25 protein-coding genes and 1 tRNA gene are annotated in these 23,036 nt (G+C 38.9%); 25 read left to right on the plus strand and 1 reads right to left on the minus strand.

What is annotated here, in order from left to right:
- Positions 1 to 3 precede the first annotated feature (3 nt).
- The 17 genes from OZX63_RS02420 (at position 4) to OZX63_RS02500 (ending at position 14,735) form a co-directional block, all read left to right on the plus strand.
- The gene (locus OZX63_RS02420; protein WP_277144253.1) at positions 4 to 471 is read left to right on the plus strand and encodes a PTS sugar transporter subunit IIA; all 468 of its coding nucleotides are present in this window, start codon (positions 4 to 6) and stop codon (positions 469 to 471) included.
- A gap of 5 nt (positions 472 to 476) precedes the next feature.
- Positions 477 to 773 (plus strand): PTS sugar transporter subunit IIB, encoded by a 297-nt coding sequence (locus OZX63_RS02425; protein WP_277144255.1) that lies wholly within the window; start codon positions 477 to 479, stop codon positions 771 to 773.
- Between the two features lie 35 nt (positions 774 to 808).
- Positions 809 to 2,059, plus strand: coding sequence for a PTS transporter subunit IIC (locus OZX63_RS02430; RefSeq protein WP_277144256.1), 1,251 nt, complete (start codon positions 809 to 811; stop codon positions 2,057 to 2,059).
- 17 nt (positions 2,060 to 2,076) lie between these two features.
- Positions 2,077 to 2,724 (plus strand): ribulose-phosphate 3-epimerase, encoded by a 648-nt coding sequence (rpe, locus tag OZX63_RS02435; protein WP_277144259.1) that lies wholly within the window; start codon positions 2,077 to 2,079, stop codon positions 2,722 to 2,724.
- A 20-nt stretch (positions 2,725 to 2,744) separates the two neighbouring features.
- Positions 2,745 to 3,296 (plus strand): 6-phospho-3-hexuloisomerase, encoded by a 552-nt coding sequence (gene hxlB / locus OZX63_RS02440; protein WP_277144261.1) that lies wholly within the window; start codon positions 2,745 to 2,747, stop codon positions 3,294 to 3,296.
- 19 nt (positions 3,297 to 3,315) lie between these two features.
- Positions 3,316 to 4,065, plus strand: a complete 750-nt coding sequence (locus tag OZX63_RS02445) for an SDR family NAD(P)-dependent oxidoreductase (protein WP_277144262.1) — start codon at positions 3,316 to 3,318, stop codon at positions 4,063 to 4,065.
- A gap of 234 nt (positions 4,066 to 4,299) precedes the next feature.
- Entirely contained in the window at positions 4,300 to 5,037 is a 738-nt protein-coding gene (locus OZX63_RS02450; protein WP_277144264.1) for an amino acid ABC transporter ATP-binding protein, read from the plus strand.
- 12 nt (positions 5,038 to 5,049) lie between these two features.
- A complete protein-coding gene (locus tag OZX63_RS02455; RefSeq protein WP_277144266.1) occupies positions 5,050 to 5,865 on the plus strand; it encodes a transporter substrate-binding domain-containing protein in 816 nt (271 codons plus the stop codon).
- A complete protein-coding gene (locus OZX63_RS02460) occupies positions 5,862 to 6,500 on the plus strand; it encodes an amino acid ABC transporter permease (protein WP_277144268.1) in 639 nt (212 codons plus the stop codon). The genes OZX63_RS02455 and OZX63_RS02460 overlap by 4 nt, the downstream gene beginning before the upstream one ends.
- A 13-nt stretch (positions 6,501 to 6,513) precedes the next feature.
- Positions 6,514 to 7,167 carry an amino acid ABC transporter permease gene (locus OZX63_RS02465; protein WP_277133799.1) on the plus strand — a complete coding sequence of 218 codons (654 nt, stop codon included), beginning with the start codon at positions 6,514 to 6,516 and terminating at the stop codon, positions 7,165 to 7,167.
- 215 nt (positions 7,168 to 7,382) lie between these two features.
- Positions 7,383 to 8,360 (plus strand): SIS domain-containing protein, encoded by a 978-nt coding sequence (locus OZX63_RS02470; protein ID WP_277144270.1) that lies wholly within the window; start codon positions 7,383 to 7,385, stop codon positions 8,358 to 8,360.
- A gap of 15 nt (positions 8,361 to 8,375) precedes the next feature.
- Positions 8,376 to 9,191, plus strand: coding sequence for a PfkB family carbohydrate kinase (locus OZX63_RS02475; protein WP_277144272.1), 816 nt, complete (start codon positions 8,376 to 8,378; stop codon positions 9,189 to 9,191).
- A gap of 15 nt (positions 9,192 to 9,206) precedes the next feature.
- Complete coding sequence (locus OZX63_RS02480; protein WP_277144274.1) at positions 9,207 to 10,829, plus strand: peptide ABC transporter substrate-binding protein; 1,623 nt, start codon at positions 9,207 to 9,209, stop codon at positions 10,827 to 10,829.
- Positions 10,830 to 10,920: 91 nt separating this feature from the next.
- Positions 10,921 to 11,853, plus strand: coding sequence for an ABC transporter permease (locus OZX63_RS02485; RefSeq protein WP_277144275.1), 933 nt, complete (start codon positions 10,921 to 10,923; stop codon positions 11,851 to 11,853).
- A 2-nt stretch (positions 11,854 to 11,855) separates the two neighbouring features.
- On the plus strand, positions 11,856 to 12,761 hold the full coding sequence (locus OZX63_RS02490) for an ABC transporter permease (protein ID WP_277144277.1): 906 nt from the start codon (positions 11,856 to 11,858) through the stop codon (positions 12,759 to 12,761).
- A gap of 8 nt (positions 12,762 to 12,769) precedes the next feature.
- Positions 12,770 to 13,840 (plus strand): ABC transporter ATP-binding protein, encoded by a 1,071-nt coding sequence (locus OZX63_RS02495; RefSeq protein WP_277144279.1) that lies wholly within the window; start codon positions 12,770 to 12,772, stop codon positions 13,838 to 13,840.
- On the plus strand, positions 13,833 to 14,735 hold the full coding sequence (locus OZX63_RS02500) for an ATP-binding cassette domain-containing protein (RefSeq protein WP_277144281.1): 903 nt from the start codon (positions 13,833 to 13,835) through the stop codon (positions 14,733 to 14,735). The genes OZX63_RS02495 and OZX63_RS02500 overlap by 8 nt, the downstream gene beginning before the upstream one ends.
- On the opposite strand, the gene OZX63_RS02505 is transcribed toward OZX63_RS02500, so the two are convergent.
- Positions 14,732 to 15,493 carry a GntR family transcriptional regulator gene (locus OZX63_RS02505; protein WP_277144283.1) on the minus strand — a complete coding sequence of 254 codons (762 nt, stop codon included), beginning with the start codon at positions 15,491 to 15,493 and terminating at the stop codon, positions 14,732 to 14,734. The genes OZX63_RS02500 and OZX63_RS02505 overlap by 4 nt on opposite strands.
- Positions 15,494 to 15,677: 184 nt before the next feature.
- Here OZX63_RS02505 and OZX63_RS02510 point away from each other — a divergent pair, with 184 nt between their 5' ends.
- The 8 genes from OZX63_RS02510 to OZX63_RS02545 all read left to right on the plus strand — a co-directional run bounded on the left by OZX63_RS02510 (position 15,678) and on the right by OZX63_RS02545 (position 23,000).
- Positions 15,678 to 16,832 (plus strand): CDP-glycerol glycerophosphotransferase family protein, encoded by a 1,155-nt coding sequence (locus OZX63_RS02510; protein ID WP_277144285.1) that lies wholly within the window; start codon positions 15,678 to 15,680, stop codon positions 16,830 to 16,832.
- A 10-nt stretch (positions 16,833 to 16,842) separates the two neighbouring features.
- Positions 16,843 to 18,273, plus strand: a complete 1,431-nt coding sequence (locus OZX63_RS02515) for an oligosaccharide flippase family protein (protein ID WP_277144287.1) — start codon at positions 16,843 to 16,845, stop codon at positions 18,271 to 18,273.
- 2 nt (positions 18,274 to 18,275) lie between these two features.
- Positions 18,276 to 18,974: a glycosyltransferase gene (locus tag OZX63_RS02520; RefSeq protein ID WP_277144290.1), complete on the plus strand. Its 699-nt coding sequence runs from the start codon at positions 18,276 to 18,278 to the stop codon at positions 18,972 to 18,974.
- A 2-nt stretch (positions 18,975 to 18,976) separates the two neighbouring features.
- Positions 18,977 to 19,429 (plus strand): SprT family protein, encoded by a 453-nt coding sequence (locus OZX63_RS02525; RefSeq protein ID WP_277144292.1) that lies wholly within the window; start codon positions 18,977 to 18,979, stop codon positions 19,427 to 19,429.
- Positions 19,430 to 19,550: 121 nt separating this feature from the next.
- The gene (locus OZX63_RS02530) at positions 19,551 to 20,222 is read left to right on the plus strand and encodes a MarR family winged helix-turn-helix transcriptional regulator (protein WP_277144293.1); all 672 of its coding nucleotides are present in this window, start codon (positions 19,551 to 19,553) and stop codon (positions 20,220 to 20,222) included.
- A gap of 73 nt (positions 20,223 to 20,295) precedes the next feature.
- A complete protein-coding gene (locus OZX63_RS02535; RefSeq protein WP_277144295.1) occupies positions 20,296 to 22,047 on the plus strand; it encodes an ABC transporter ATP-binding protein in 1,752 nt (583 codons plus the stop codon).
- Between the two features lie 68 nt (positions 22,048 to 22,115).
- Positions 22,116 to 22,201, plus strand: a tRNA-Leu gene (locus OZX63_RS02540).
- Positions 22,202 to 22,352: 151 nt separating this feature from the next.
- Complete coding sequence (locus OZX63_RS02545; RefSeq protein ID WP_277144297.1) at positions 22,353 to 23,000, plus strand: glycoside hydrolase family 73 protein; 648 nt, start codon at positions 22,353 to 22,355, stop codon at positions 22,998 to 23,000.
- Positions 23,001 to 23,036 lie beyond the last annotated feature (36 nt).

The raw sequence follows: 23,036 nt of genomic DNA on the forward strand, positions 1-23,036 counted from the left end.
AGCTTGAACTTTAGTGAGTATGTAGACGAAAAAACAATTTATCTGGGATTAGATGTCGCCAATGTGCAGGAACTATTTCAGTTTGTTGCCAATGATTTGGAAAAACACAATTTTGTACTGCCTGGATTTTTTGATTACCTAGTATCAAGAGAAAATAATTATCCTACGGGGTTAAAGCTTAACAACTATGCGGTGGCAATTCCGCATGGCGATCCTAAATATATTCAAAAGCCGTTTGTGGCTGTAATAACACTTAATCATCCAATCAAAGTCAGACAAATGGATGATGCAAATGCGGAACTAGACGTAAAGTTATTGTTTTTGTTAGGGATGAATGCGAATAGCGCTCATTTGGATCTTCTAAAAGAAATAATTTCTTTAATTCAACAAGAAAGTTTTGTCAAAAAAATCAGTGCAGCTAAAACGAAGTCAGAGGTAGTAAAGGTTATTAGACAAGAAGAAACGAAGTGAAAACCATGAAAAAATTAAATATCTTGGTAGCTTGTGGAAGCGGGATTGCGACCTCAACCATTGCGGCCAATGAAATTGAAGACGTCTGTAAAGAATACGGAATAACGAACTACAGTATTTCTAAATGCAGTATGACAGAGATGTTAAGGATGAGTAAAAACGCAGATATTGTCTTTACGACGAATAATTATCGCGGCGAAATTGACTCACCATTGATGAACGTAACTGCATTTATTACTGGCATTGGGACCGATAAGTTAAAGCAAAAGATAGGCGAAAAACTATTGGAATTGTCTAACTAATAAGTATGAAAAAACTATATTAAGAGGGTGAAAAAATGGAACAATTAGCAGAGATTTTCAGAACAATTATAAACATTGGTGCAACTGCATTACTGCCGATAATTATTTTCATTTTGGGATTAATCTTTCGAATGAAAATTGGTGAAGCTATTAAGTCCGGCCTAACTGTTGGTATTGGCTTTATGGGGTTATCTTTAGTAGTTAATCTATTGACATCATCATTGAAGCCAGCTGTTGATTATTATTCTAAGTTAGGTTCTGGATATACCATTACTGATATTGGCTGGCCTGCTATTGGTGCTGCCTCGTGGGTGGCCCCGTTTGCTGGCTTGGCTATTTTGTTAGGAATTTTAATCAATATTGTACTTGTTAGAACTGGCTTAACTAAGACAATGAATGTCGATATTTGGAATTATATGCATTTCTTGATTCCGGGTGCTTTGGCATATGTTTTGTTTAACAACTTTTGGCTTGGCCTTGTAGTTACAGTTTTAATGTCAATTGCAGCTTTGTTTATTGGTGATAAGTTAGCTAAAAAATGGGAAGACTACTTTGGCCTAGAAGGCACGACCTGTACGACAATTATTTATACTGCATGGGTAATTCCGTTCTCTTGGCTACTAAATAAGTTAATCGATATTATTCCTGGATTAAATAAAATTGATTTTAGTTTAAAGGATGCCAACAAGCATTTAGGTATTTTTGGTGATTCATCAATTATTGGTACGATTGTAGGACTATTGCTAGCTGTATTAACACATCAAGGTTTAGCTAATACGGTTAACATGGCAATCGGGATTGCCAGTGTAATGGTGCTGATGCCGAAGATGGTTAGTGTCTTAATGGAAGGAATTTCTCCAGTTGGTAAAGCAGCGCGGACAACGATGTCTAAGCAATTGGGTGAAAAAGCTGACTTACATATCGGGATGGATATTGCCTTAGGACTTGGTGATCCCACTACTGAAACAGCGACTGTAATTACAATTCCACTGGTAATTCTATGTGCACTATTTTTGCCTAATATTAAGCTCTTCCCAGTGGGACTATTAATGTCAATTATCTATATTTCAGTTGCTGGCTCACTGGTTACAAAGGGTAACCTGTTTAGAACTGTCTTAATCGGAACAATCTTTTGTGCAATTACGCTGTATCTTGAAGCTTGGGTTGCTCCTGGTGCCACACAAATGATCAAGGCTGGTGGCGTTAAAGTATCAAGTTTGTCTTCTGATTTGACTTTATCTGAACCGTGGAACTTATTGATTTACTGGCTGAAAACTATCTTTTAATTAAAGGAGATTGAAATATGGCAGAAATTTTACCGTCAATTTTTGGTGCTGATATTTTGAATTTGCAACGCGAAATTGATCGGATAGAAAAGGAAAACATTAAACTTTTACATGTGGATGTGATGGACGGCAACTTTGTCAGCAACATTGCATTTGGTCCTAATCAAGTAAAAGCAATGAAAGACTACAGCAATCTGACTTTTGATATTCATACGATGATTGCAGATCCATTAAGACATATTGAAGACATTATCAATACGGGCGCCGAAATGATTTGCGTACATTTTGAATCGACACCACAAATTCATTATGTTTTACAAAAAATAAAAAAGGCTGGTAAAAAGGCCGGTGTGGCACTTGCGCCGGGCACTTCAGAAACCGAAATTAAGTATCTATTGAATGAAGTAGATTATGTTCTGGTGATGTCAATTAATCCTGGTGAGCCAGGGCAAACGTTTTTACCACAAACGATTGAAAAAATAAAAAATGTGAAGAAAATGATTGGCAATCGTAATATTCAAATTGAAGTAGATGGTGGGATTACTGATACCTGGGCAAAAGCATGTAAAGATGCTGGTGCAGATTTATTAGTTGTCGGCGGTTATCTGTTTGGCAAAGAGCAATTCCATCTGCAATATCAAAAATTACTTGACGCAATTAAATAAAAATTTTGAAAGAAATTAATATGAAAAATTATACGATTGATATTTTAAATCAGCTGACAGACTATGCGAAAGATTTAAATACGAATGAACTGAAAGATGTTATTTTACAAATTAAGCAGGCACGACACATTTTTTTGGCAGGGGCAGGTCGCTCAGGCTTGGCAGTTCAGGCTTTTACCAATAGATTGATGCATTTAGGTTACTCTGTAAGTTTTGTTGGTGAAATTAGTTCGCCGCACTCCCAACCAGGTGATTTATTAATTATTTGTTCGGGTTCAGGTGAAACAGCAAGCTTAAAGGCATTGGCAGAAAAAGCTAAAAGTGCAAAGGTTGCGGTAGTTTTATTTACAACTGCCAAAGATTCTACGATAGCTGGGCTAGCCGATTATCAGGTGATTTTACCAGGAAAAGCTAAGGGCACGATTGCTGATGAAACTGGCTTCGAGCAGCCAATGGCGTCTTCGTTTGAACAGTTAGCATTTTTAACATTTGATGGTTTAGTAATTAATTTAATGGATGAAACTGGCGAAACGTCCGCATCAATGTTTGCTAGACATGCGGATTTTGAATAAAAATGAGAGGAAACACAAAATGAAAAAATTTGATGGCAAAGTTATATTGGTAACTGGCGCTGCTAATGGAATCGGCAAGGGCATTGCGGAAAAGTTTGCGCAAAATGGTGCTAATACTGTTATCGTGGATTTTGATGAGAAAAAGGGTCAGGCTGTAGCTGACGAATTGACAAGTAAGTATCAGAAGTCACTATTTGTCAAAACTGATGTGTCTGATTATTCTGCACTTGAAAATGTTCATGCCAAGGTAATGGAAACTTTTGGCAGAATTGATAGTTTAGTGATTGATGCCGGTATTGCGTATGCGGATACTGTGGATGAGATTTCTGTTGAGGAATGGCAGAGAGTAATTAACATTAATTTATCAGGTGCCTTTTATACCGTTAAGGCCTTTTATCAGGAATTTTTAGAAAACAAGGGCAGTATGGTCTTTATTACCTCGGGTTCCGCATTAAGTGGTACTGGTGGAGGAGTGGCATATCCTGCCTCAAAGGCTGGTGATGAAGGTCTGATGAGAGGATTGGCCAAAGAATTGGGTCCTAAGGGCGTAACCATCAATGCAATAGCTCCGCGGGTAATTGATTCAGGTTTATTAAGCGTGCATTATCCAACTAAGGAAAGCTTGAAGCCGTTATTACAGCAGATTGCTGTTAGAAGAATCGGTAAAGTAGATGACGTTGCTAACCTAGCCTATTTCTTGGCCAGCCCTGAAAATTCTTACATTCAAGGTCAAACTATATTATTAGATGGAAATAGAACCGTTAGATAGCAAAATTTTAACTGAGATAAAATAGTAATTATTATTGTTAAAACTGGTTGATACCTATAATTAGACTCTATTATTTGATAGAGTCTTTTTTTGTATAAAAATTAAATTAATATTAAATATTTAATTTTTTACTTAAAATAAGGCGTTATTTTTCTAAAAAACTAATTGGTATAGTAAAATGTATCTAGTTATAAATTAAATTTTATTGCAATGATAATGAAAGAGGCGATAACAATGTCGATGATAGAATTCCATGATGTGCAAAAGTTTTATGGCCATTTTCATGCACTGCACGACATTAATTTGAAGATTGACAAGGGCGAAACGGTGGTCCTCATTGGGCCTTCTGGCTCCGGTAAGAGTACATTGGTACGAACGGTCAACGGCCTTGAATCTATTCAAAAGGGACAGCTCATTGTTAATAATCATGACCTGTCGGATCCGAAAACTGACTTAAATATCTTACGGCGGGATGTCGGGATGGTTTTCCAGCACTTTAATTTATACAAGAATAAAGATGTGCTAGAAAACATTATGTTGGCACCGCGAATTGTCAGTCACATGCCGGAAAAAGAGAATAAAGAACAAGCAATGCGACTATTAGAAATGGTTGGCTTGGAGAAGTGGGCTCATAATATGCCTTCACAAATTTCCGGTGGGCAAAAGCAACGGGTGGCAATTGCTCGAACTTTGGCTATGCGGCCAAAATTAATTTTGTATGATGAACCAACTTCTGCGCTTGACCCAGAGATGATTGACGACGTTTTGCAAGTTATGAAGCGAGTTACAACGGAAAGTGGCATGACTTCCTTAATTGTTACTCACGAGATGGGCTTTGCCAAGGAAGTTGCCAACCGCGTAATCTTTATGGACCAAGGTAGAATTGTTGAAGATGATGCAAGTGAAAGTTTCTTCAAACAGCCTAAGACGGAAAGGGCACAACAATTTTTAAGTAAAATTATTTCGCACTAAGGAGGGACAATCATGAAAAAGAAGTTTTGGTTGTTTTCTCTGTTAGCTAGCCTGCTCTTATTAACTGGTTGTGGTCGCAGTTTAAGTGACCAATCAGTATTAGACAATGTTAAGCGCACTAATACAATTAGTTGGGGCGTTAAGGGTGACGTTAAGCTGTTTGGCCTGATTGATGTTAAAGATGGCCAACAAAAGGGCTTTGACGTTGATATGGCTAAAGCAATTACACGGCACATTTTAGGGCCGATGGGAAAAGCTGAATTTACAACGACGACTTCACAATCACGGGTTCCGCTTTTGAAAAACGGCAACGTGGATGCGGTCATTGCGACAATGTCGATTACGCCGGAACGGAAAAAGGTAATTTCTTTTTCTAAGTCCTATTTTGACGCGGGTCAATCACTATTAGTACCGAAAAATTCACCAATTCATAGTGTTAAAGACCTCAACGGCAAGACGGTCATTGGCGTAGTTGGCGCTAACTCGGTAGCTAACGTTAAAAAAGCCGCGCCAAAGGCTCGCGTAATCGAATTGCAGGATTATGCTCAGGCGATGAATGCGCTCAAGTCCCACCAAGGTGATGCTTTGACAACTGATAACGGGATTTTATTTGGGCTTGCCGTACAAAATCCGGGCTTCCAGGTTCGCGGTGGCACGTTTACAGTTGAACCATACGGAGTTGCCGTTAATAAGGGACAGACTGGATTTACTGATGCTGTTGATAAGGCAGTTTTGGAAATGCAGCATGACGGCGAATACAACCGCTTGATTAAAAAATGGTTTGGTGATGTACCAGGATTTAAGTATAAGGAGTTGTATCGCAAATGATTAATATTTTCTCTCATTTTAGTAATCAACTGCTAGTTGGCTTGGGCTGGACTGTGTTTTCGAGTGTGATTGCCTTATTCTTCAGCCTAATTATTGGTACTATCTTTGCTATTATGGAAATTGTACCTAATAAGGCCTTGCGAGTAGTTGGCCGCGCTTATGTCGAAATTTTTCGGAACATTCCCTTGTTAGTTATTACAATGTTCTTTTACCTTGTAATTCCAATGTATGTTGTGAAAATTAACGGTTTTACTGCTGGGACGATTGGCCTGACTCTATACACTTCAGCCTTTATTGCGGAAACAGTTCGTTCAGGTATTCAATCTGTAGCAGGCGGGCAAATGGAAGGCGCGCGTTCAACGGGGATGACTTACTGGCAGGCGATGCGCTACATTATTTTGCCTCAAGCCTTTAAGATTGTTATTCCGCCGCTCGGTAATCAGTTTGTTAACTTGGTAAAGAACTCGTCGGTTCTAGCTTTTGTCGCTGGGTTTGACCTAATGTATCAGGCAAACTCAATTGCCTCAACGACTTTTGATACAATTAACAGCTACCTAGTAGTTGGTGTTTTGTACCTAATTATCACGTTACCGCTGAGTTATTATATGCAGCATTTAGAAAAGAAATTGGCCTAGGGGGTGCAGAACAATGCAAAATTGGATTAATGCTTTTTCGTGGCTCAATGTTCGTTTCTTATTTATGGGACTCTGGGTAACAATTTATATTTCGGTGATTTCAGTGATTTTGAGCTTTATTTTGGGTTCAATATTGGGAATTATCAGGTATTCAAAAATTAAATTTGTTTCTGAAATTGTGGGTTTTATTATTGATATTATCCGTAATGTACCGCTTTTGTTAATTATTTTCTTCACCTATTTTGGTTTACCAAACTTTGGTCTGCGGCCAGAAACAATTCCCGCAGCAATTATTGCGATGACCGTTTTTGAATCGGCAATGATTGCGGAAATTGTGCGTTCGGGTATTAAGTCAGTTGACCCCGGCCAGATGGAAGGGGCACGTTCAACGGGAATGAGCTTTGTTCAGGCCCTGTGGCACGTAGTTTTACCGCAGGCATACAAAAACATGATTCCGACGATTATTAGTCAGTTTGTATCCTTAATTAAGGATACGTCGCTAGCCACAATTATTGTGGTGCCGGAGTTGATGCAGCACGCGCAAGTTATTTATGGTCAAAATGCCAACTATATTTTGCCGATGTTTGCGGCTTTGGCAGTGCTTTACTTTATTGTTTGCTTCACTTTATCAGTGATTGGCAATCAGATAGGTAAGAGGCTGTCGTAGTTAATTGAATTTAATTATTTAAAAGATATTTCATTTGATGAAATATCTTTTTTTGTTTGTCTTTAAAGGAATTGAAAGGTTAGCTGGCCAAAAAATTAAAGTTTATTTTGATATTTTTATTAAAATATTTTTAATAAATCGCTTGACAATTTAATTAAGTCCTATTATATTGTTATATAATATCATATAACAACAGATAACAGAAAGGTTCTAATATGAAAGAAACTTATCAACAAGAAATTAAGCAGGCAGTAGCAGCTAGCAAAAAAATTGCTACAATTAATCATATCTATTTTGTGGCTTGTGGCGGGTCAATGGCTTTTCTCCAACCTGGAGAATATATTTTAAATCGCGAATGTGAGATTCCAGCAACAGTTTTGCCATCACGTGAGTTTACTAGTCGTAATCCGCGAGCATTGAATGATCATAGTATTGTTATTTCTTGTTCACATTCAGGAACAACACCTGAAACCAATGAAGCAGTTAAATTTGCTAAAAGTAAGGGTGCATTAACAATTGCAATTACCTTTACTCCAGATTCACCGTTAGAAAAGAATTCGGATATTACTTTACATTATAGTTGGGGCAAAGGAACAGATGCTTCAGACTTAAATACCGGTGTTCTTTACGGCTTTATTTTCGAATTTTTAAAAGCTATTACAGGGGACTCTAAGTATGATAAAGGTGTTAAGGCACTAGATGATTTGGAAACAATTGCTGCCAGAACGCGTAAACAATATGATGCTATTACTAAAAAGTGGACTAGCGAATTAAAACGTGAAAAATTAATTTATGCTGTTGGCTCCGGGATCAATGCAGGAGAAACTTATTCATTCTCAGCTTGCTGGTTGCAGGAAATGCAATGGATTAATAGTAGTTATATTAATTCTGCTGAATACTTCCACGGCCCATTTGAAGTAACTGACTTTGATGTTCCATTCATTATTTGTGAAGGAATGGGAGTTACAAGACAGATGGATCAGCGTGTTGTTGATTTTGCTAAGAAGCATAGTGACAAGGTCTATGTAATTGATAACCAAGACTTTGATATGCATGAAATTGATGATGAATTCCAAGAATATTATTCACAAATTATTTCTGGAGTAGTTTACCGGCAACTAGCTGAGGGCTTTGCTTATGAACGTGGTCACTCGTTAGATATTCGTCGTTATATGTGGCACTTAGATTATTAAGGATGTGATTAATCAATGAAATTGATTGCAGTCGGTGACAATGTTACCGATACCTATATTAAACAAGGATATTATTTTCCAGGTGGTAATTGCGTTAATGTTGCAGTTGATGCCAAAAAAGCTGGCGCTGCTGCTTCGGCTTATCTAGGCATTTTTGGCGATGATGATCGTGCTGAACACATTAAGAATTCGTTAATCGCTGAAAATGTTGATTTGGTTAATTGCCGTAAGGGTTATGCGCCAACTGCTCAGCCCCGAGTTTTTATTACTGATGATGGTAATCGTGTGTTTGCCGCTGGACCTAAGAATTCGGTACAGCATCTGTTTGCTTTACAATTAACTCCCGATGATTATAAACACATTAAGCAATACGATGTTGTTCATACCGATATTTACGCCGCAATGGAAAATAATCTTTCACAGTTGCAAGAGGTAACCAAGGTTTCATTTGATTTTTCCGATTGTCGTGATGAAGACTATTTGAAGCAAGTTTTGCCACACGTTGATTTTGCCTTCTTCTCAGGTTCTGATTTAAATGATGAGCAAGTTCAACAGATGGCAAAAAGTTGTATGACTATTGGACCAAGTGTAGTGGTAATTACTAGAGGTGCTAAGACAGCTTTTGTGCTGGATGCTACTGAAAGTTATTATCAAGAGCCGCAAAAAGTTCAAATTGTCGACACAATGGGGGCTGGCGATAGTTTTATTGCGGGTTTTCTAGTTTCGTATTTAGATAAACATAATTTAAAAATTGCTGCAGAAGATGCCAGTAAAAGTGCTGCAATAACTTGTCAACTTGCTGGCGGCTTTGGACATAAGAAATCTTTTTAGAGAAGAGGAAAATTGATGAAGAAGAAAGCAGTTGTTAGTGCAGCGGTTGTAGCTTGCTTTGGCTTAATGCTTGCTGGCTGCCAGAATAATGCTAATTCAGGCACGAAGAATCAAAGTAAAATCACGATTATTCAAGATGTGCCAGTTGATTCGCTTGATCCTGTTTTGGCATATCAGAACACGTCATCGACAGTTGTTGGGAATACCTGTGAAGGTCTGTACACTATGGACAGCAAAGGTCAACCACATTTGGCTGTAGCTTCAAAGGTTAAAACGACCAATCATGGCCTGACTAAGACTTTTACAATTAGAAAAAATGCTGTGTGGTCAAATGGTGATCCTGTAACTGCCAACGACTTTGTATTCGCATGGCGGCGCTTGTCTAATCCGAAAGTTGCTTCAGCCTTTAACTTTCAACCAGGAGCAGCTGGCATTAAAAACGCTAACGAGATTGTTGCCGGTAAAAAGCCAGTTAATTCACTTGGAGTAACAGCTAAAGGAGCTAAGACTTTAGTAGTTCAGCTGAATCATGAAGTACCATATTTAGGCAAGTTATTATCATTTAGTGACTTTGCACCAATTAATCAAAAATACTTTGAAAAAACTGGTAAAAAGTTTGCTCAGGACTCAAGCCATCTGCTCAGTGAAGGGCCTTACGAGGTTAAGAACTGGAAACTGGGTGACAATACCCTTACTTTAACTAAGAATCCTAAGTATTGGGATGCTAAAAATGTCAATATTAAGGAAATTAAGATGGATGTAATCACTGATCCTGAAAAAGCAGCAATTGCTTATCAAAATGGTAGTGCTGACTATGTTCATTTAAGTGGCCAATTAGTTTCTAAATACCGTAAAGATAAAGGTTTTAAGAATACAGTTGGTAACTTTACGCAATACGTGATGTTTAACCTAAAGAAGCCGGGCTTAGATAATACCGACTTACGTAAGGCAATCTCATATAGCATTAATCGTCAAGAGATTACTGGTAGTATTCTAAAGGATGGTTCGATTCCAACACATTCAATGGTCATGAAAGATTTGGTTAAGAATCCAACTACTGGTAAAGACTTTGCTGATGAATCAACGACTGATTACTACCAATATTCACCAGCTAAGGCAAAACAATATTGGAATAAGGCAAAATCCGCTACTAAGTTAAGAAGTTTTACCCTTCTTTATGATGATAGTGATCCTTCATATGCTAATGTTGCAGCTTATATTAAGTCTCAGATTGAAAAGAACTTACCAGGTATGAAGGTTAACCTGCAGCAAGTTTCTAAAAAGACGAGAAATGATAAGTTGATGAAGAAGAACTACGATGCAACGATTACTCGTTGGGGTCCGGATTATGCAGATCCAACAGCAATTTTGAGTATGTATCAATCTAAGAATGATAGTAACTATGGTAGTTGGGGTAATGCAGAGTTTGATAAGTTAATGGCTCAGTCCGATGAGACTTCTGATCAGACTAAGAGATATAACCAGTTACTGAAGGCAAATAATATCTTGATCGATAGTGCCTCATGTCCACCACTTTACCAGATTGGTTACCCAATTTTAGAGAGACCAAATATTAAGGGCTTGGATATGCATATTGCTGGCGTACCGTTTGTCTTTAAGAATGCATCCATTAAGTAAAATTGAAGTTAAATTTTAGACGGGGCTGGGATAAAAGTTGAATTATCTCAGCTCTGTTTAATTATCCTGGTCAAGTAAAGAAGGGATGAACTTGAAAAAATATATTCTAAAGAGACTGTTAATTGCAGTGGTTACCCTGTTTTTGATTGTTTTAATTCTATTCATGATGGAAAAGGCAATGCCAGGTTCACCATTTAATGATGAAAAAATGACGCATGCACAAGTAGCAGCCTTATATAAAGCATATGGCTTGGATGGCCCCGTTTGGTTACAATTCATTAATTACTTAAAACATATGTTAACGGGTGACTTTGGTGTTTCGTATTCAATTCAAGTAAATACACCGGTAACCACAATGATTCTGCAGCACTTTATCATTTCATTGCAGATTGGCTTACAAGCCACCGTCCTTGGATCAGTACTTGGCTTTATGATGGGAATTGTAGCAGCCTTAAAGCAAAATACAATTTGGGATAACCTGATGACTGGTATTTCGGTTTTAGGAATTAGTTTACCAAACTTTGTCGTTGCCTTAATTGTTTCACTTTTATTTTCATATAAGTTGATGATTTGTCCAAGCACCTACCAACAGAGTCAGCCATTTGTTTCGAGTATTTTGCCAACAATTGCCTTGAGCACATTTACGATGGCTAGTATTGAACGCTACGTTAGAAACGACATGGTTGATATTATGAACTCGGATTATTATCGATTAGCAGATTCCAAGGGAATTAAAAAGTACCAACTAATTGGTCACCATGTTATTCGGAATACTTTGATTTCAGTTATTACTGTTCTAGCGCCATTAATGATTGACTTGATTGCCGGTAGTATGGTTATTGAAAAGGCATTCGCAATTCCTGGATTGGGAACTTTGTATATTAGTGCAATTCAGGCTAATGATTATAATGTTGTTCTAGGCATTACTTTCTTCTATGCTTTGCTCTTTATCGGCATTATGCTAATAGTTGACTTGCTCTATGGCTTGATTGATCCGCGGATTAGATTGGATGAAGGTGAATAATAATGATAAATGAAAACGATGAGTTTACCTTTGCCAAAAAGCATAAAGTAATTGATCATTATACTGGTAAATCTTATTCATTTGGTCAATTAGTTTGGCACCGTTTTTTGAAAAATAAAGGTGCTGTAGTTAGTGTAATTGTCCTAATAATAATCGCTCTAATTGCTTTTTTAGCACCACATTTAAGTCGCTTTTCGCCTAATACACCATATCCGAGTCAATCTAACTTAGCTCCGGGGATGGCAGGGCACTGGTTTGGTACCGATAATCTTGGTCGTGACATCTTTGTTCGGGTCGCTGCGGGGACTTCGGTTTCGTTAGAAGTTGCTTTAGTGGCAATGATGATTGACTTAGTTATCGGAACAAGCTACGGCTTAATTTCTGGCTATTTTGGTGGCAAAGTTGACTTATTTATGCAACGAATTACAGAAATTCTGAGTACAATTCCGATGATTATCATTGTTACTTTGCTCGTTTTAGTCATGAAGCCTGGTCTAATTAGCATTATCATGGCGATGATGATGGTTGGCTGGATTAATATGAGTCGAATTGTGCGGGCGCAGGTGCTAGAACTTAAGAGTAGTGAATATGTTCTGTCGGCGCGGACGATGGGCGAATCTAACTTGAAAATTATTTTTTCACAGATTTTACCAAATGCGTTAGGCCAAATCATTACTACCTTTATGTTATCTATTCCCAATGCTATCTTCCTGGAAGCCTTTCTTGCCTTTATTGGATTGGGTGTGCCAGCACCATTAGCATCATTAGGAACAATGATTAATGACGGGTATTCTCAAGCAATTGTCTATCCTTATATGGTTATTTTTCCTGTACTATTTTTAGCATTAATTATGCTTAGTTTTAACATTATTGCTGATGGGCTAAGAGATGCGATTGAAGGAAATTAGGTGTGATAATGAGCCAAACAGTTTTAGAAATTAAAAATTTAGAGATTGAATATCAGACAGAACATGGGAATGTCCAAGCTGTTCGTGGTATCAGTTATCACGTTGATAAGGGTGAAACCGTTGCTCTGGTTGGTGAATCAGGTTGTGGTAAGTCAGCTAGTGTTAAGGCAATCATGGGTGAACATGAGGCTAACCAAGTTATTAAAGCTGGCGAAATCAATTTTACTTATCAAACTAAGGATGGTAGTAAGACCGTTGATTTACTGAAGATTGATCCTAAGATGATGCAGAACGAAATCAAGGGTAAGGAAATTGCGATGGTCTTTCAGGACCCAATGACCTCTCTCGACCCAACAATGAAAATTAACCGTCAAATTGCAGAAGCGATTAAATCTTCTAACCCTAAGATTACTAAGGAAAAGCTTCAAGGTCGCGTTATAGAATTAATTAAAACAGTAGGAATTCAGAATCCAGAAGTTGTTGAAAAACAATATCCACACCAGTTATCAGGTGGGATGAGACAGAGAATAGTCATTGCGATTGCTTTGGCTGGCAATCCTAGCTTATTAATTTGTGATGAACCGACGACTGGTCTAGATGTGACGATTCAGGCACGAATTTTGAACTTAATCAAACATATTCAAAAAAGTCGGCAGTTGTCAGTTATCTTTATTACGCATAATTTGGGTGTTGTTGCTAACATTGCCAATAAGGTGAACGTGATGTACGCTGGAAAAATTATTGAAATGGGAACTAGTCAAGATATATTCTTTGATCCACGTCATCCGTATACTTGGGGACTTCTTGAATCAGTTCCGGATATTAATGAAGATGTAGAAGAATTGCCAACAATTGCTGGCACAATTCCTAATTTAACTCAACCTATTAAGGGAGATGCATTCGCGCCACGCAATCCGTATGCTTTAAAAATCGATTTTGAAAAAGAACCACCAATGTTTAAAGTAAATAGCCACCATTATGCGGCAACTTGGTTGCTTGATCCACGTGCTCCTAAAGTAGCAATGCCAGATTTGTTAGCTAATAGAATTCAGGAAATGAGGAAAATAGACAATGAGTAGTAACATTCTTGAAGTTCATCACTTAAAGCAATATTTTCCTGTTGCTAATAAGAAAATTGTTAAAGCTGTTGACGATGTTTCATTTAATATTGCTAATGGTGAGACGTTTGGCTTAGTAGGTGAGTCTGGTAGTGGGAAAACAACGATTGGCCGCTCAATTATTCGCTTATATCAACCGACTAGTGGTGAAGTAATCTTTGAAGACACGCAAATTGCCGGTAAATTAGCTAAGCAGCAATTGGGTAAATTACGTAAAGATATGCAAATGATCTTCCAGGACCCGATGTCATCACTGAATCCACGTAAAAAGGTGGGTGACATTATTAAATTAGGACTTGATATTCATTATCCAGAATTGGATAAAGACCAAAAGATGCAGCGAGTTGTCAAAATGCTCAAAGTGGTTGGTCTGGATAGTTCTTTTGTAAATCGTTACCCGCAAGAATTATCTGGTGGTCAGCGGCAAAGAGTTGGTATTGCACGCGTGGTAATAATGAATCCACGTTTGATTATTGCTGATGAGGCGATTTCAGCTTTGGATGTTTCTGTTCAAGCTCAAGTAGTTAACCTTTTGCAACGGATACAGCGTGAAACTGGTAGTGCCATGTTGTTTATTGCTCATGACTTGGCAATGGTTAAGCATATTTCAAGTCATATTGGGGTAATTCATTTGGGCCACATTGTGGAATTAGGAGCTACTGAACAAATTTTTGCTAATCCAATTCATCCCTACACTAAGAGTTTGCTAGCTGCGATTCCGACAACTAATCCTATTAGCGAACAAACAAAAAAACTGCCAAACTATCATGCAGTTCGGCAGCAATATGAAAATAAATCAATGGTTAATGTTAGTAGCGATCATCAAGTTTTAGATGATGGTTCTTGGAACAACTAATTTTGTTTTTTACTTAAATGAAATTGGCTATCCGATGTTGAATCAAAGGTGTAGGTCATCTCATCTCCGCGCACAACATAATGTGAAAATTCAAGAGGCTGTTTAAGTTGGTCATATGCAGTTTTAGTTACTTCAAATAACGGAACTGTTTTTGTCAATTTGAGCAGCCTTTTTTGTTCAGATGACGGCAAGATAACACTTAATTCGCGATAAGAATCCGTGGCAATTTCGTTATATTTATGCTTAAGATAGTCATATAAGGATGTAGTTTCTGTAAAGTCTACTAATAAATTAGGAAACCTCTTGGCTGAAAGCCAAGACTTATTAATAGCAATTGACTTATCATCGATTTTAAAGATTCGTTTAATATAAATTAGATCGGTATCAGGTGGTAACAGTAATTTTTGCGCAGCTTCTTTATTTTTAGTGATTTCACGTTTTAAAATGACTTGCTGGTTGTCTTTATCGCGGGCCAATGCAAATTCGGAGAAGCCTTGGACCTGATTTAATTTACCCATCATTTTTTTACTATTAACATATGTTCCTTTACCGTGAACTGTTGTCACGAGATTTTCACGAGTTAATAATTCAAGCGCCTTACGAATTGTAATGCGGCTAACTTGATATTTTTCACAGAGAAATTTCTCTGGTGGTAGTTTTTGTTCAGGTAATAAAGTTTGATTTTTGATTTGTTCTTTAATATCAATATAAATTCTTTTATATAGTGGAACAGCGGAATCTGACTGACTATGATACACAATATTTCTCCTTAATAACGCTTTATTATTATTTTAATTAATTGCTGTAAAAATAACAATTCTTAAATTTTTATGGTTACTATTGCCGAAACTATAAATTTTTAAAAAATAACGTAAAAAAGCTTGAGTTCGCTCGAGCTTTTTTTGTAGGCTTAAGGCAGAGATTATTTAGGAAAGATGGATTATGAAAAGTTTTTTGTTTCGGCTTTACTTGCAGGTAATGAGGTTCTTGGCGCATTTTACCAAAATAAATAACAAAAAAATTGTTATCCTGAATGGAGCTGGGCGCTCAGGTTCTAACGGTTATTTGTTTGCCAAATATGTGCGGGCACATCATCCCGATTACACGGTCACGTTGGTCGAACCGTGGCCAACGTCGCATTTATCCTTTAAAACTTGGCGGGAAATTGGTGCAGCCAAGTTCATTTTGACGACGCACCAACCCTTTAAAATTCGCAAGAGTCAGGTTAATATTCAATTTTGGCATGGTATTCCCTTGAAGCGAATGGGGATCATGGCTAATAATACTAAGGCTAAGGATAATCGGCGTAATTCTAAATTATGGCGTAAAACGGCGGACGTCGTTTGTTCAAGCTCGGATTTATATGAAACCTTGATGAGTGCCTGTGTTGGCATTAATGCCGCGCAATACCGTAAGCTTGGTTTTCCGCGACTTGATGCCTTGAGTCATCCGGCAATTAGTAAGCAGCAGTTAGTGCATGACTTGTTTAATGTTACTGATGAGCAAGTACAAGTTGGGATTTACATGCCAACGTTTCGTTATGAGCTAGATGATCAAAATGTCCTTGACCAAATCAAGGCGGGGAATTTTTTAGCGTTAGCTGACTTTGATGGGGCAACGTTAAATGAAACACTCAAAAAGCAGCACCAGTATTTAATTGTGAAACTACATCCCTATGAAATGCGGCTCTTTGACCAGTTAAGCAGCCAATTTTCTAATATTGCCTTTTTAAATAATGATTATTTAGTTGAAAATGATTATGATTTGTACGAATTACTTGGCGCGACTGACTTTTTGTTAACGGATTTTTCGTCGATTTATTTTGATTATCTGACTTTGGACAAGCCCGAGATTTTTATTACTAACTATCTTGAGCAATACGAACAAAAGCGAGGCTTGCTCATGGGGCCGTATGAAGAAGTCGTGCCAGGGCAATGCGTTAAGCGTCAAGATGAGCTGATTAAGGAGCTCAGGCAGGTAGCGCAGGGCGAGGATGATTACAAGAGTAAGCGGCAGTATTGGCGCTTGTTAACTAATCAAGCACCTACGCAATCATCTTGCGAGCAAATTTTTGACTTTATGACGCAAAATTATTAGAGGAAAAATTGTGAAAAAAACATTTTTAAATATTTTATATAATGCGGTTTACCAAATTTTCCTTGTGTTAGTACCGCTAATTACGGTGCCGTATTTATCGCGAATTTTAGGGCCCAAAACTTATGGCATCTATAGCAATGTGAACAATATCATGCAGTTTCTGATGATTTTTTGTACATTGTCAATTTCGTATATCGGAATGCGGACAATTGCGCAAACACGCGCATTTGGTACCAAAGAGGAGCTGACCGATGCCTTTTGGGGACTATGGTACTTTCAGGCATTAGCTGGCGTTGTGACCATTGTTCTGGTAGTTGCGGTTGCCAGTTTATTTCATATTAAATATTGGAATTATCTACTATTAATGGTGCCGTATTTAATTTCGGCCCAAGTGGATATTTCATGGTTCTTTCAAGGGCTGGCCGCATTTGGGCGTGTTGTTTTAAAAAACACGGCTGTCAAGTTGGTGTCAGTCATTTTAATTTTGCTTTGGGTTAAGACTCCGGGCGACTTGTGGAAGTACATGCTGATTATGTCAGTGTCGACAATGTTAGGCTCGTTTGTTTTCTGGTTTGATATTCACCGCTTTGTTGGTGGGCCAGTCAAGCATTTTTATAAGTACCAAACAACAATTAAGGCTATTATTACGTTGTTAATCCCGCAGATTGCCACCCAAATTTATACTTCATTGGATAAACCAATTTTGGGTATCTTTCAAAATTCAACCCAGGTGGCGTTTTATGATAACTCGCAGCGAATTTCCAATATGGTTCTAGGTGTTATTACCAGTATTTCGCTGGTAATTATGCCGAAGATGGCGAGTGAAGGTAAGGCAGAACAGCGGATTGTGTTGAAAAAATCGCTTGAGGCCACTGTTTGGCTGGGCACAATGTTTGCGGTGATTATCATGGCCAATACACGGGAATTTGTGCCGTTCTTTTTTGGCGCTAAGTTTACGCCGATGGCTCCGTTGATGTTCTTCTTTACGTTAACAATTGTGATGATTCCGACAGGTGGGGTCTTTGCCAACCAGTTTGCTTTGGCCAACCACCGCGATCGTGACTACGCACTGCCGGTAATTGTTGGTGCGGTTTTGGAAGTTGTATTAAGCTTCTTTTTAGACCAATTTTATGGTGCTACCGGGGCAATGGTCGCAATTTTAATTACCGAATTTGTTGTGTTAATTTTACGGTTGTGGATTGTGCGTGACGGCTATGACTTTAGATATTCTTTTAAAGAAGTACCAAAATATTTTGTCATTGCGGCTATCGTCTTAGTGGCAGGGATGTTATTGCCACAGCTGGTTTCATCAGCGTTTTTAGATATGGCAATTAAGTCAATCATCATGTTTGTGCTCTACATTGCTTTAATGTTTATGATGCGGCTTGACTTTAATCAAGATATTGTGCAATTAATTAGAAAGTTTCTTAAACGAGGTTAAAGATGATTCCTAAAATTATTCATTATGTGTGGGTTGGCGGCAATCCTAAGCCCAAGAATATTCAGCGGTGCATGCGAACATGGCAAAAGCACCTGCAAGACTATCAGATTATTGAATGGAACGAGCAGAATTTTGACATCCATGAAAACAAGTACGTTGAGCAGGCTTACAAGGCTAAAAAATGGGCCTTTGTGTCCGATTATATTCGTGCCAAGGCTGTTTATGAAATGGGCGGCATTTATTTAGATACCGATGTTTTAGTGTTGGATGATTTAACTTCTTTACTGAATAATCAAGCCTTTGTCGGCTTTGAAAATCGGGCTAATCCGTTTACTGCCGTGTTTGGTGCTGAGACTAAGCACCCGCTGTTAAAGGATATGCTGGCATATTATGACGACCGTGATTTCACTTTCAATAGTCAAGATCAATTAGCAGGTGTTAACACTGTGTCGGTTGCGGATATTCTAAAAGAAAAGTATGGTGCTGTTGCCAACAATCAGGAACAAGTCTTAAAGACTGGAATTCATGTTTATCCTGATGGCATTTTGTGCAATCCTTCAGCTAAGAGCAAGACCATTCATGTCTTTACGGGAACGTGGATGGAAGGGGCTAAACCGCTCAAGCGCAAACTGGTAACGGCACTAAAAGTCCGGATTAAAACTAAGCACCAAGCAGCTATGTATGCACGCTTTTTCAGGTAATAATGACTGAAGAAGAATTGCAAAGACTGGTCGAAAAAATTGCCCTAGAAGATTTTGGCTGCCCCTTTATGCATCAAGTGAAAATTAATTACCGCATGACCACTACTGGTGGGCGCTACCATTTAACAGACCACCGAATTGAAATCAACGCGCACTTTTTAGTTCCAAAATATCGCCAAGAGTTAATCGGCATTATTAAGCATGAGTTGACGCATTATTTTTTGCACTTGAGCAGGCGAGGTTATCATCACCGCGACAGCGACTTTAAATACTTGTTAAATAAGGTTGGTGGGTCGCATTTTGCCCCAGATATTGGTCTAGCTAAAAGGCAAAAGCGTAAGTATCTTTATGCTTGCCAAAAGTGCGGCCAAGAATATGCCCGAGTTCGCCAAATTAATATTCGCCGTTATCGCTGCGGCAAGTGTGGCGGCAACTTAAAATTAGTTAATAAATAAGTCATTGAATAGCAGTTTTAGCTGAGCAATGACTTTTTTATTTGACAGACTGTTAGGCACCAAACTATAATTCAAGGTATAAAGATTAGGTACCTAATAAAATTTTTAAAGGAGAGTTAAAATGAGTGCAACAAATCGAAACTTAATGAAACAATTAACTTTTATTATGCGCGCCAGCCGCTATTTTATGTACCAAAATAAACAGCCATTTTCTGGACAAAGACGAGTCTTGGCTGTTTTAAATCTGGAAGATGGTTTGACGCAAAATTATTTGGCCGAGGTCTTGGCACTTAAGCCGGGGTCATTAGCAGAATTATTAAAAAAGCTGGAACTTAAGGGTGAGATTAAGCGAGAAACTGACCCTGATGATAGACGGGTTAAGCGGGTATATTTGACCGCTGCCGGTAAAGAGCGAGTTGCTGATTTAGATGATGAGCATCAAGCAAATTCCGATGCTGACTTTTTTGCCGGCTTAACAGCTGAGGAGCAGACCAAGTTCAGCCAATATTTAGAAAAAATTGCGTCTGGTTGGGATGCCGATTTCAAGGAACAAGCAGAAAAGTTTGTTGACCCAACAACGCGGATTGCGGCAATGGCTAAGTGGCGCACGCAGATGCGCGAACGCAATTGTTCGCCAGAGGAGCGAGAACAATTTTGTCACGGAATGCGCCACTGGCGTCATCATTGCCGTGATTGGGAGCAAACAGACCGCTCGTGTGCCAATCATTATGGCCATGAATGCAACCGCGACTTTTGGCGTGATTTTTGGCATAATGAAGATGATGAAAGATAATTAAAAATAACAATTAAGAGTTTTTCCGTCAGTGAAAAACTCTTTGTTTATTTAAACGAAAGTCGGTAATTAAATGGCATTGTCATCACGCAAAAATAAAGCAGAGCAAGTTAAATTGCGGGACTTTTTCCAACTATTAAAGGGTCTTAATCTGAAGAAAACACTGTTTATACTAGGCCTTGTTTTCAGTTTGATTACCAGTGGTGCTAATCTTCTGCTGCCGCTGTTAACCAAGCAATTAGTGGATACGAGCAGTCTGGCCAAGTTTAACGTGCAGATGCTGCTAATTTTAGTAGCGATTTTTGTCGTGCAATTAATTTTGGGCACCATCGGCAGCTATATTCTGCGTTATTTTGGCGAAAGTGCCGTGAAAAATTTACGTGAGAAGTTATGGACGCACTTGCTCCAGCTGCCAGTTTCTTATTTTGATATGAATAAAGCCGGTGAAAGCAGCTCGCGGCTAGTTAATGACACGGGAATTATTAAGGATTTGATTGCTTCGCAGTTTCCTAATTTTATTACTGGTGCCATTCAGCTGCTATTTTCCATCATTATCTTGTTTGTGATGGATTGGCGCATGGCAGCATTAATGTTTATCAGTGTGCCGGTGGTGGTTGCCATTTTGATTCCGATTGGCCGCGTGATGGCGCGTCTTGGGCGGAAATTGCAGACAGCGACGGCTGAATTTAATGGCGATGTCAGTGAAAAGCTGTCCGAGGTGCGGCTGATTAAGGCCAGCAACGGGGAGAACTTTGAAGAACAACGCGGGAAAAATTTTATTGCCCGTATTTTTGCCATCGGGATTAAAGATGCCCGCGTTGAAGCCATTTTGCAGCCCATTATGACTACTGTCATGATGGCGGTGTTTGCGGGGATTTTGGCATACGGAATTGTGCGCCTGAGTCAGGGAACACTGACTTCGGGGACTTTAGTAGCCTTTATTCTTTACTTATTTAATGTAATTGCACCAGTTGCGAACTTTGCGACCTTCTTTTCACAAGTGCAAAAGGCGATGGGGTCAACGGAACGGATTCAGGAAATTTTAAAATTGCAGCCGGAAAAGGGCCAGACTGACCAGCAAGTTGATGTCGAGGGCAAGGCTTTAATCGCCAGTAATCTGCAGTTTAGTTATGATCCTGAAGAACCAGTTTTGCGATCAATTTCTTTTAGTGCTCAGCCGAACACCGTTGTTGCCTTTGCCGGTCCCAGCGGTGGTGGTAAATCAACGATTTTTGCTCTTCTTGAACGTTTCTACCAACCTGATAGTGGGCAGATTACGATTGGCGGGCAAGACATTGGGGTAATTGACTTGCACAATTGGCGGTCGCAGATTGGGTATGTTTCCCAGAACAGCGCCATCTTTTCGGGGACAATTCGCGATAATTTGCAGTATGGTTTAGAACAAAAATCAAGTGATGACGATTTATGGCGCGGGCTGTCCTTGGCATATGCCGACCAATTTGTTCGCGAGTTTCCGCATCAGCTGGAAACCGAAATTGGCGAACGGGGGATTAAATTGTCCGGTGGACAAAAGCAGCGCCTAGCAATTGCTCGTGCCTTTTTACGGGATCCGAAGATTTTGATGCTTGATGAAGCCACTGCCAGTCTTGATTCGGAATCTGAGGGCAAAGTTCAGCAGGCGCTTGATCAGCTAATGGTTGGCAGAACCACGCTGGTGATTGCCCACAGATTAGCGACAATCGTCCATGCCGACCAAATTTACTTTATCGAGCATGGTCAAGTCACGGGTCACGGCACTCATCGGGAACTTTTGGCAACGCACAAATTATATGCGCGCTATGTTCAGGAACAAATGGTTGATTAGTTTTTTCAAAAAAGGCACAAAAAACTCTTGTGCAAAAGTCGATTTTGCGTTATAGTATTGTTTGTGTCGCGGGCATGGCGGAATGGCAGACGCGCAAGACTAAGGATCTTGTGATCGTTTTTAGATCGTGGAAGTTCGAGTCTTCTTGCCCGCACTAAGTAATGGAGCTATGGCTCCATTTTTTGTTTAAGAGAGTTATTCTATAAGGAATAGCTCTTTTTATTTTAAAAATTAATTACATTACAAAATTTACGACCAAGACAGGTTATACTTAAAGTAATCATGTTTTAAGTAAGGAAAATTTTATGGCGAAACGACGTAAACACAAGGCACAATCTAGTTGGCAAATCATCTTGCGAGCATTTATCATTTTATTTTTATTAATTATTGCCTTTGTGGCCTTTCGGTATTACCGCAGACAGGCGATTCAATCTGAACAGATTAGGCAGGAGCAGCTTGCCCGCGAAGAAGCCCGCGAAAAAATCATCAGACAGCACAAGGCTTTTATTAAGCAAATTGGGCCAATTGCCAAGGAAGTTGACAAGTCTTACGACCTCTTGCCGAGCATCACGATTGCTCAGGCTTGCCTTGAAAGTGACTATGGCCAAAGCAGTTTATCGCAAAAATATAATAATCTGTTTGGTGTTAAGGGGACCAATCCCAATACGTCGGCGATTTTAACCACTAAAGAGTATGTTAAGGGCAAATGGATTGTAGTTAAGGCACGCTTTCAAATATATGATTCCTATGAGGCATCAATTCGGGCCCATGCCGAACTTTTCCAAAAGGGTACCAGCTGGAATAATAAGCAGTACCGGCACGTGCTGGCTGCCAAAGACTACCGTAAGCAGGCCCAGGCACTAGTCGAAGATGGTTATGCCACCGACCCTAATTATGCGGATAAGTTAATCAACTTAATTAAGCAGTACAATCTTGACCAATATGATAATTAAAAGGCGGGGACTTCCAGTTAGCGCCCTTATTTTTGG

Source organism: Lactobacillus sp. ESL0700 (assembly GCF_029392095.1).
Taxonomy (GTDB): Bacteria; Bacillota; Bacilli; order Lactobacillales; family Lactobacillaceae; genus Lactobacillus.

Coding starts and splice junctions, on each gene's coding strand:
- hxlB (WP_277144261.1), top strand. CDS start 2,745: ATGAAAAATTATACGATTGATATTTTAAATCAGCTGACAGACTATGCG.
- OZX63_RS02535 (WP_277144295.1), top strand. CDS start 20,296: ATGGCATTGTCATCACGCAAAAATAAAGCAGAGCAAGTTAAATTGCGG.
- OZX63_RS02495 (WP_277144279.1), top strand. CDS start 12,770: ATGAGCCAAACAGTTTTAGAAATTAAAAATTTAGAGATTGAATATCAG.
- OZX63_RS02470 (WP_277144270.1), top strand. CDS start 7,383: ATGAAAGAAACTTATCAACAAGAAATTAAGCAGGCAGTAGCAGCTAGC.
- rpe (WP_277144259.1), top strand. CDS start 2,077: ATGGCAGAAATTTTACCGTCAATTTTTGGTGCTGATATTTTGAATTTG.
- OZX63_RS02425 (WP_277144255.1), top strand. CDS start 477: ATGAAAAAATTAAATATCTTGGTAGCTTGTGGAAGCGGGATTGCGACC.
- OZX63_RS02510 (WP_277144285.1), top strand. CDS start 15,678: ATGAAAAGTTTTTTGTTTCGGCTTTACTTGCAGGTAATGAGGTTCTTG.
- OZX63_RS02465 (WP_277133799.1), top strand. CDS start 6,514: ATGCAAAATTGGATTAATGCTTTTTCGTGGCTCAATGTTCGTTTCTTA.
- OZX63_RS02445 (WP_277144262.1), top strand. CDS start 3,316: ATGAAAAAATTTGATGGCAAAGTTATATTGGTAACTGGCGCTGCTAAT.
- OZX63_RS02490 (WP_277144277.1), top strand. CDS start 11,856: ATGATAAATGAAAACGATGAGTTTACCTTTGCCAAAAAGCATAAAGTA.
- OZX63_RS02455 (WP_277144266.1), top strand. CDS start 5,050: ATGAAAAAGAAGTTTTGGTTGTTTTCTCTGTTAGCTAGCCTGCTCTTA.
- OZX63_RS02475 (WP_277144272.1), top strand. CDS start 8,376: ATGAAATTGATTGCAGTCGGTGACAATGTTACCGATACCTATATTAAA.
- OZX63_RS02460 (WP_277144268.1), top strand. CDS start 5,862: ATGATTAATATTTTCTCTCATTTTAGTAATCAACTGCTAGTTGGCTTG.
- OZX63_RS02525 (WP_277144292.1), top strand. CDS start 18,977: ATGACTGAAGAAGAATTGCAAAGACTGGTCGAAAAAATTGCCCTAGAA.
- OZX63_RS02530 (WP_277144293.1), top strand. CDS start 19,551: ATGAGTGCAACAAATCGAAACTTAATGAAACAATTAACTTTTATTATG.
- OZX63_RS02430 (WP_277144256.1), top strand. CDS start 809: ATGGAACAATTAGCAGAGATTTTCAGAACAATTATAAACATTGGTGCA.
- OZX63_RS02450 (WP_277144264.1), top strand. CDS start 4,300: ATGTCGATGATAGAATTCCATGATGTGCAAAAGTTTTATGGCCATTTT.
- OZX63_RS02500 (WP_277144281.1), top strand. CDS start 13,833: ATGAGTAGTAACATTCTTGAAGTTCATCACTTAAAGCAATATTTTCCT.
- OZX63_RS02545 (WP_277144297.1), top strand. CDS start 22,353: ATGGCGAAACGACGTAAACACAAGGCACAATCTAGTTGGCAAATCATC.
- OZX63_RS02520 (WP_277144290.1), top strand. CDS start 18,276: ATGATTCCTAAAATTATTCATTATGTGTGGGTTGGCGGCAATCCTAAG.
- OZX63_RS02480 (WP_277144274.1), top strand. CDS start 9,207: ATGAAGAAGAAAGCAGTTGTTAGTGCAGCGGTTGTAGCTTGCTTTGGC.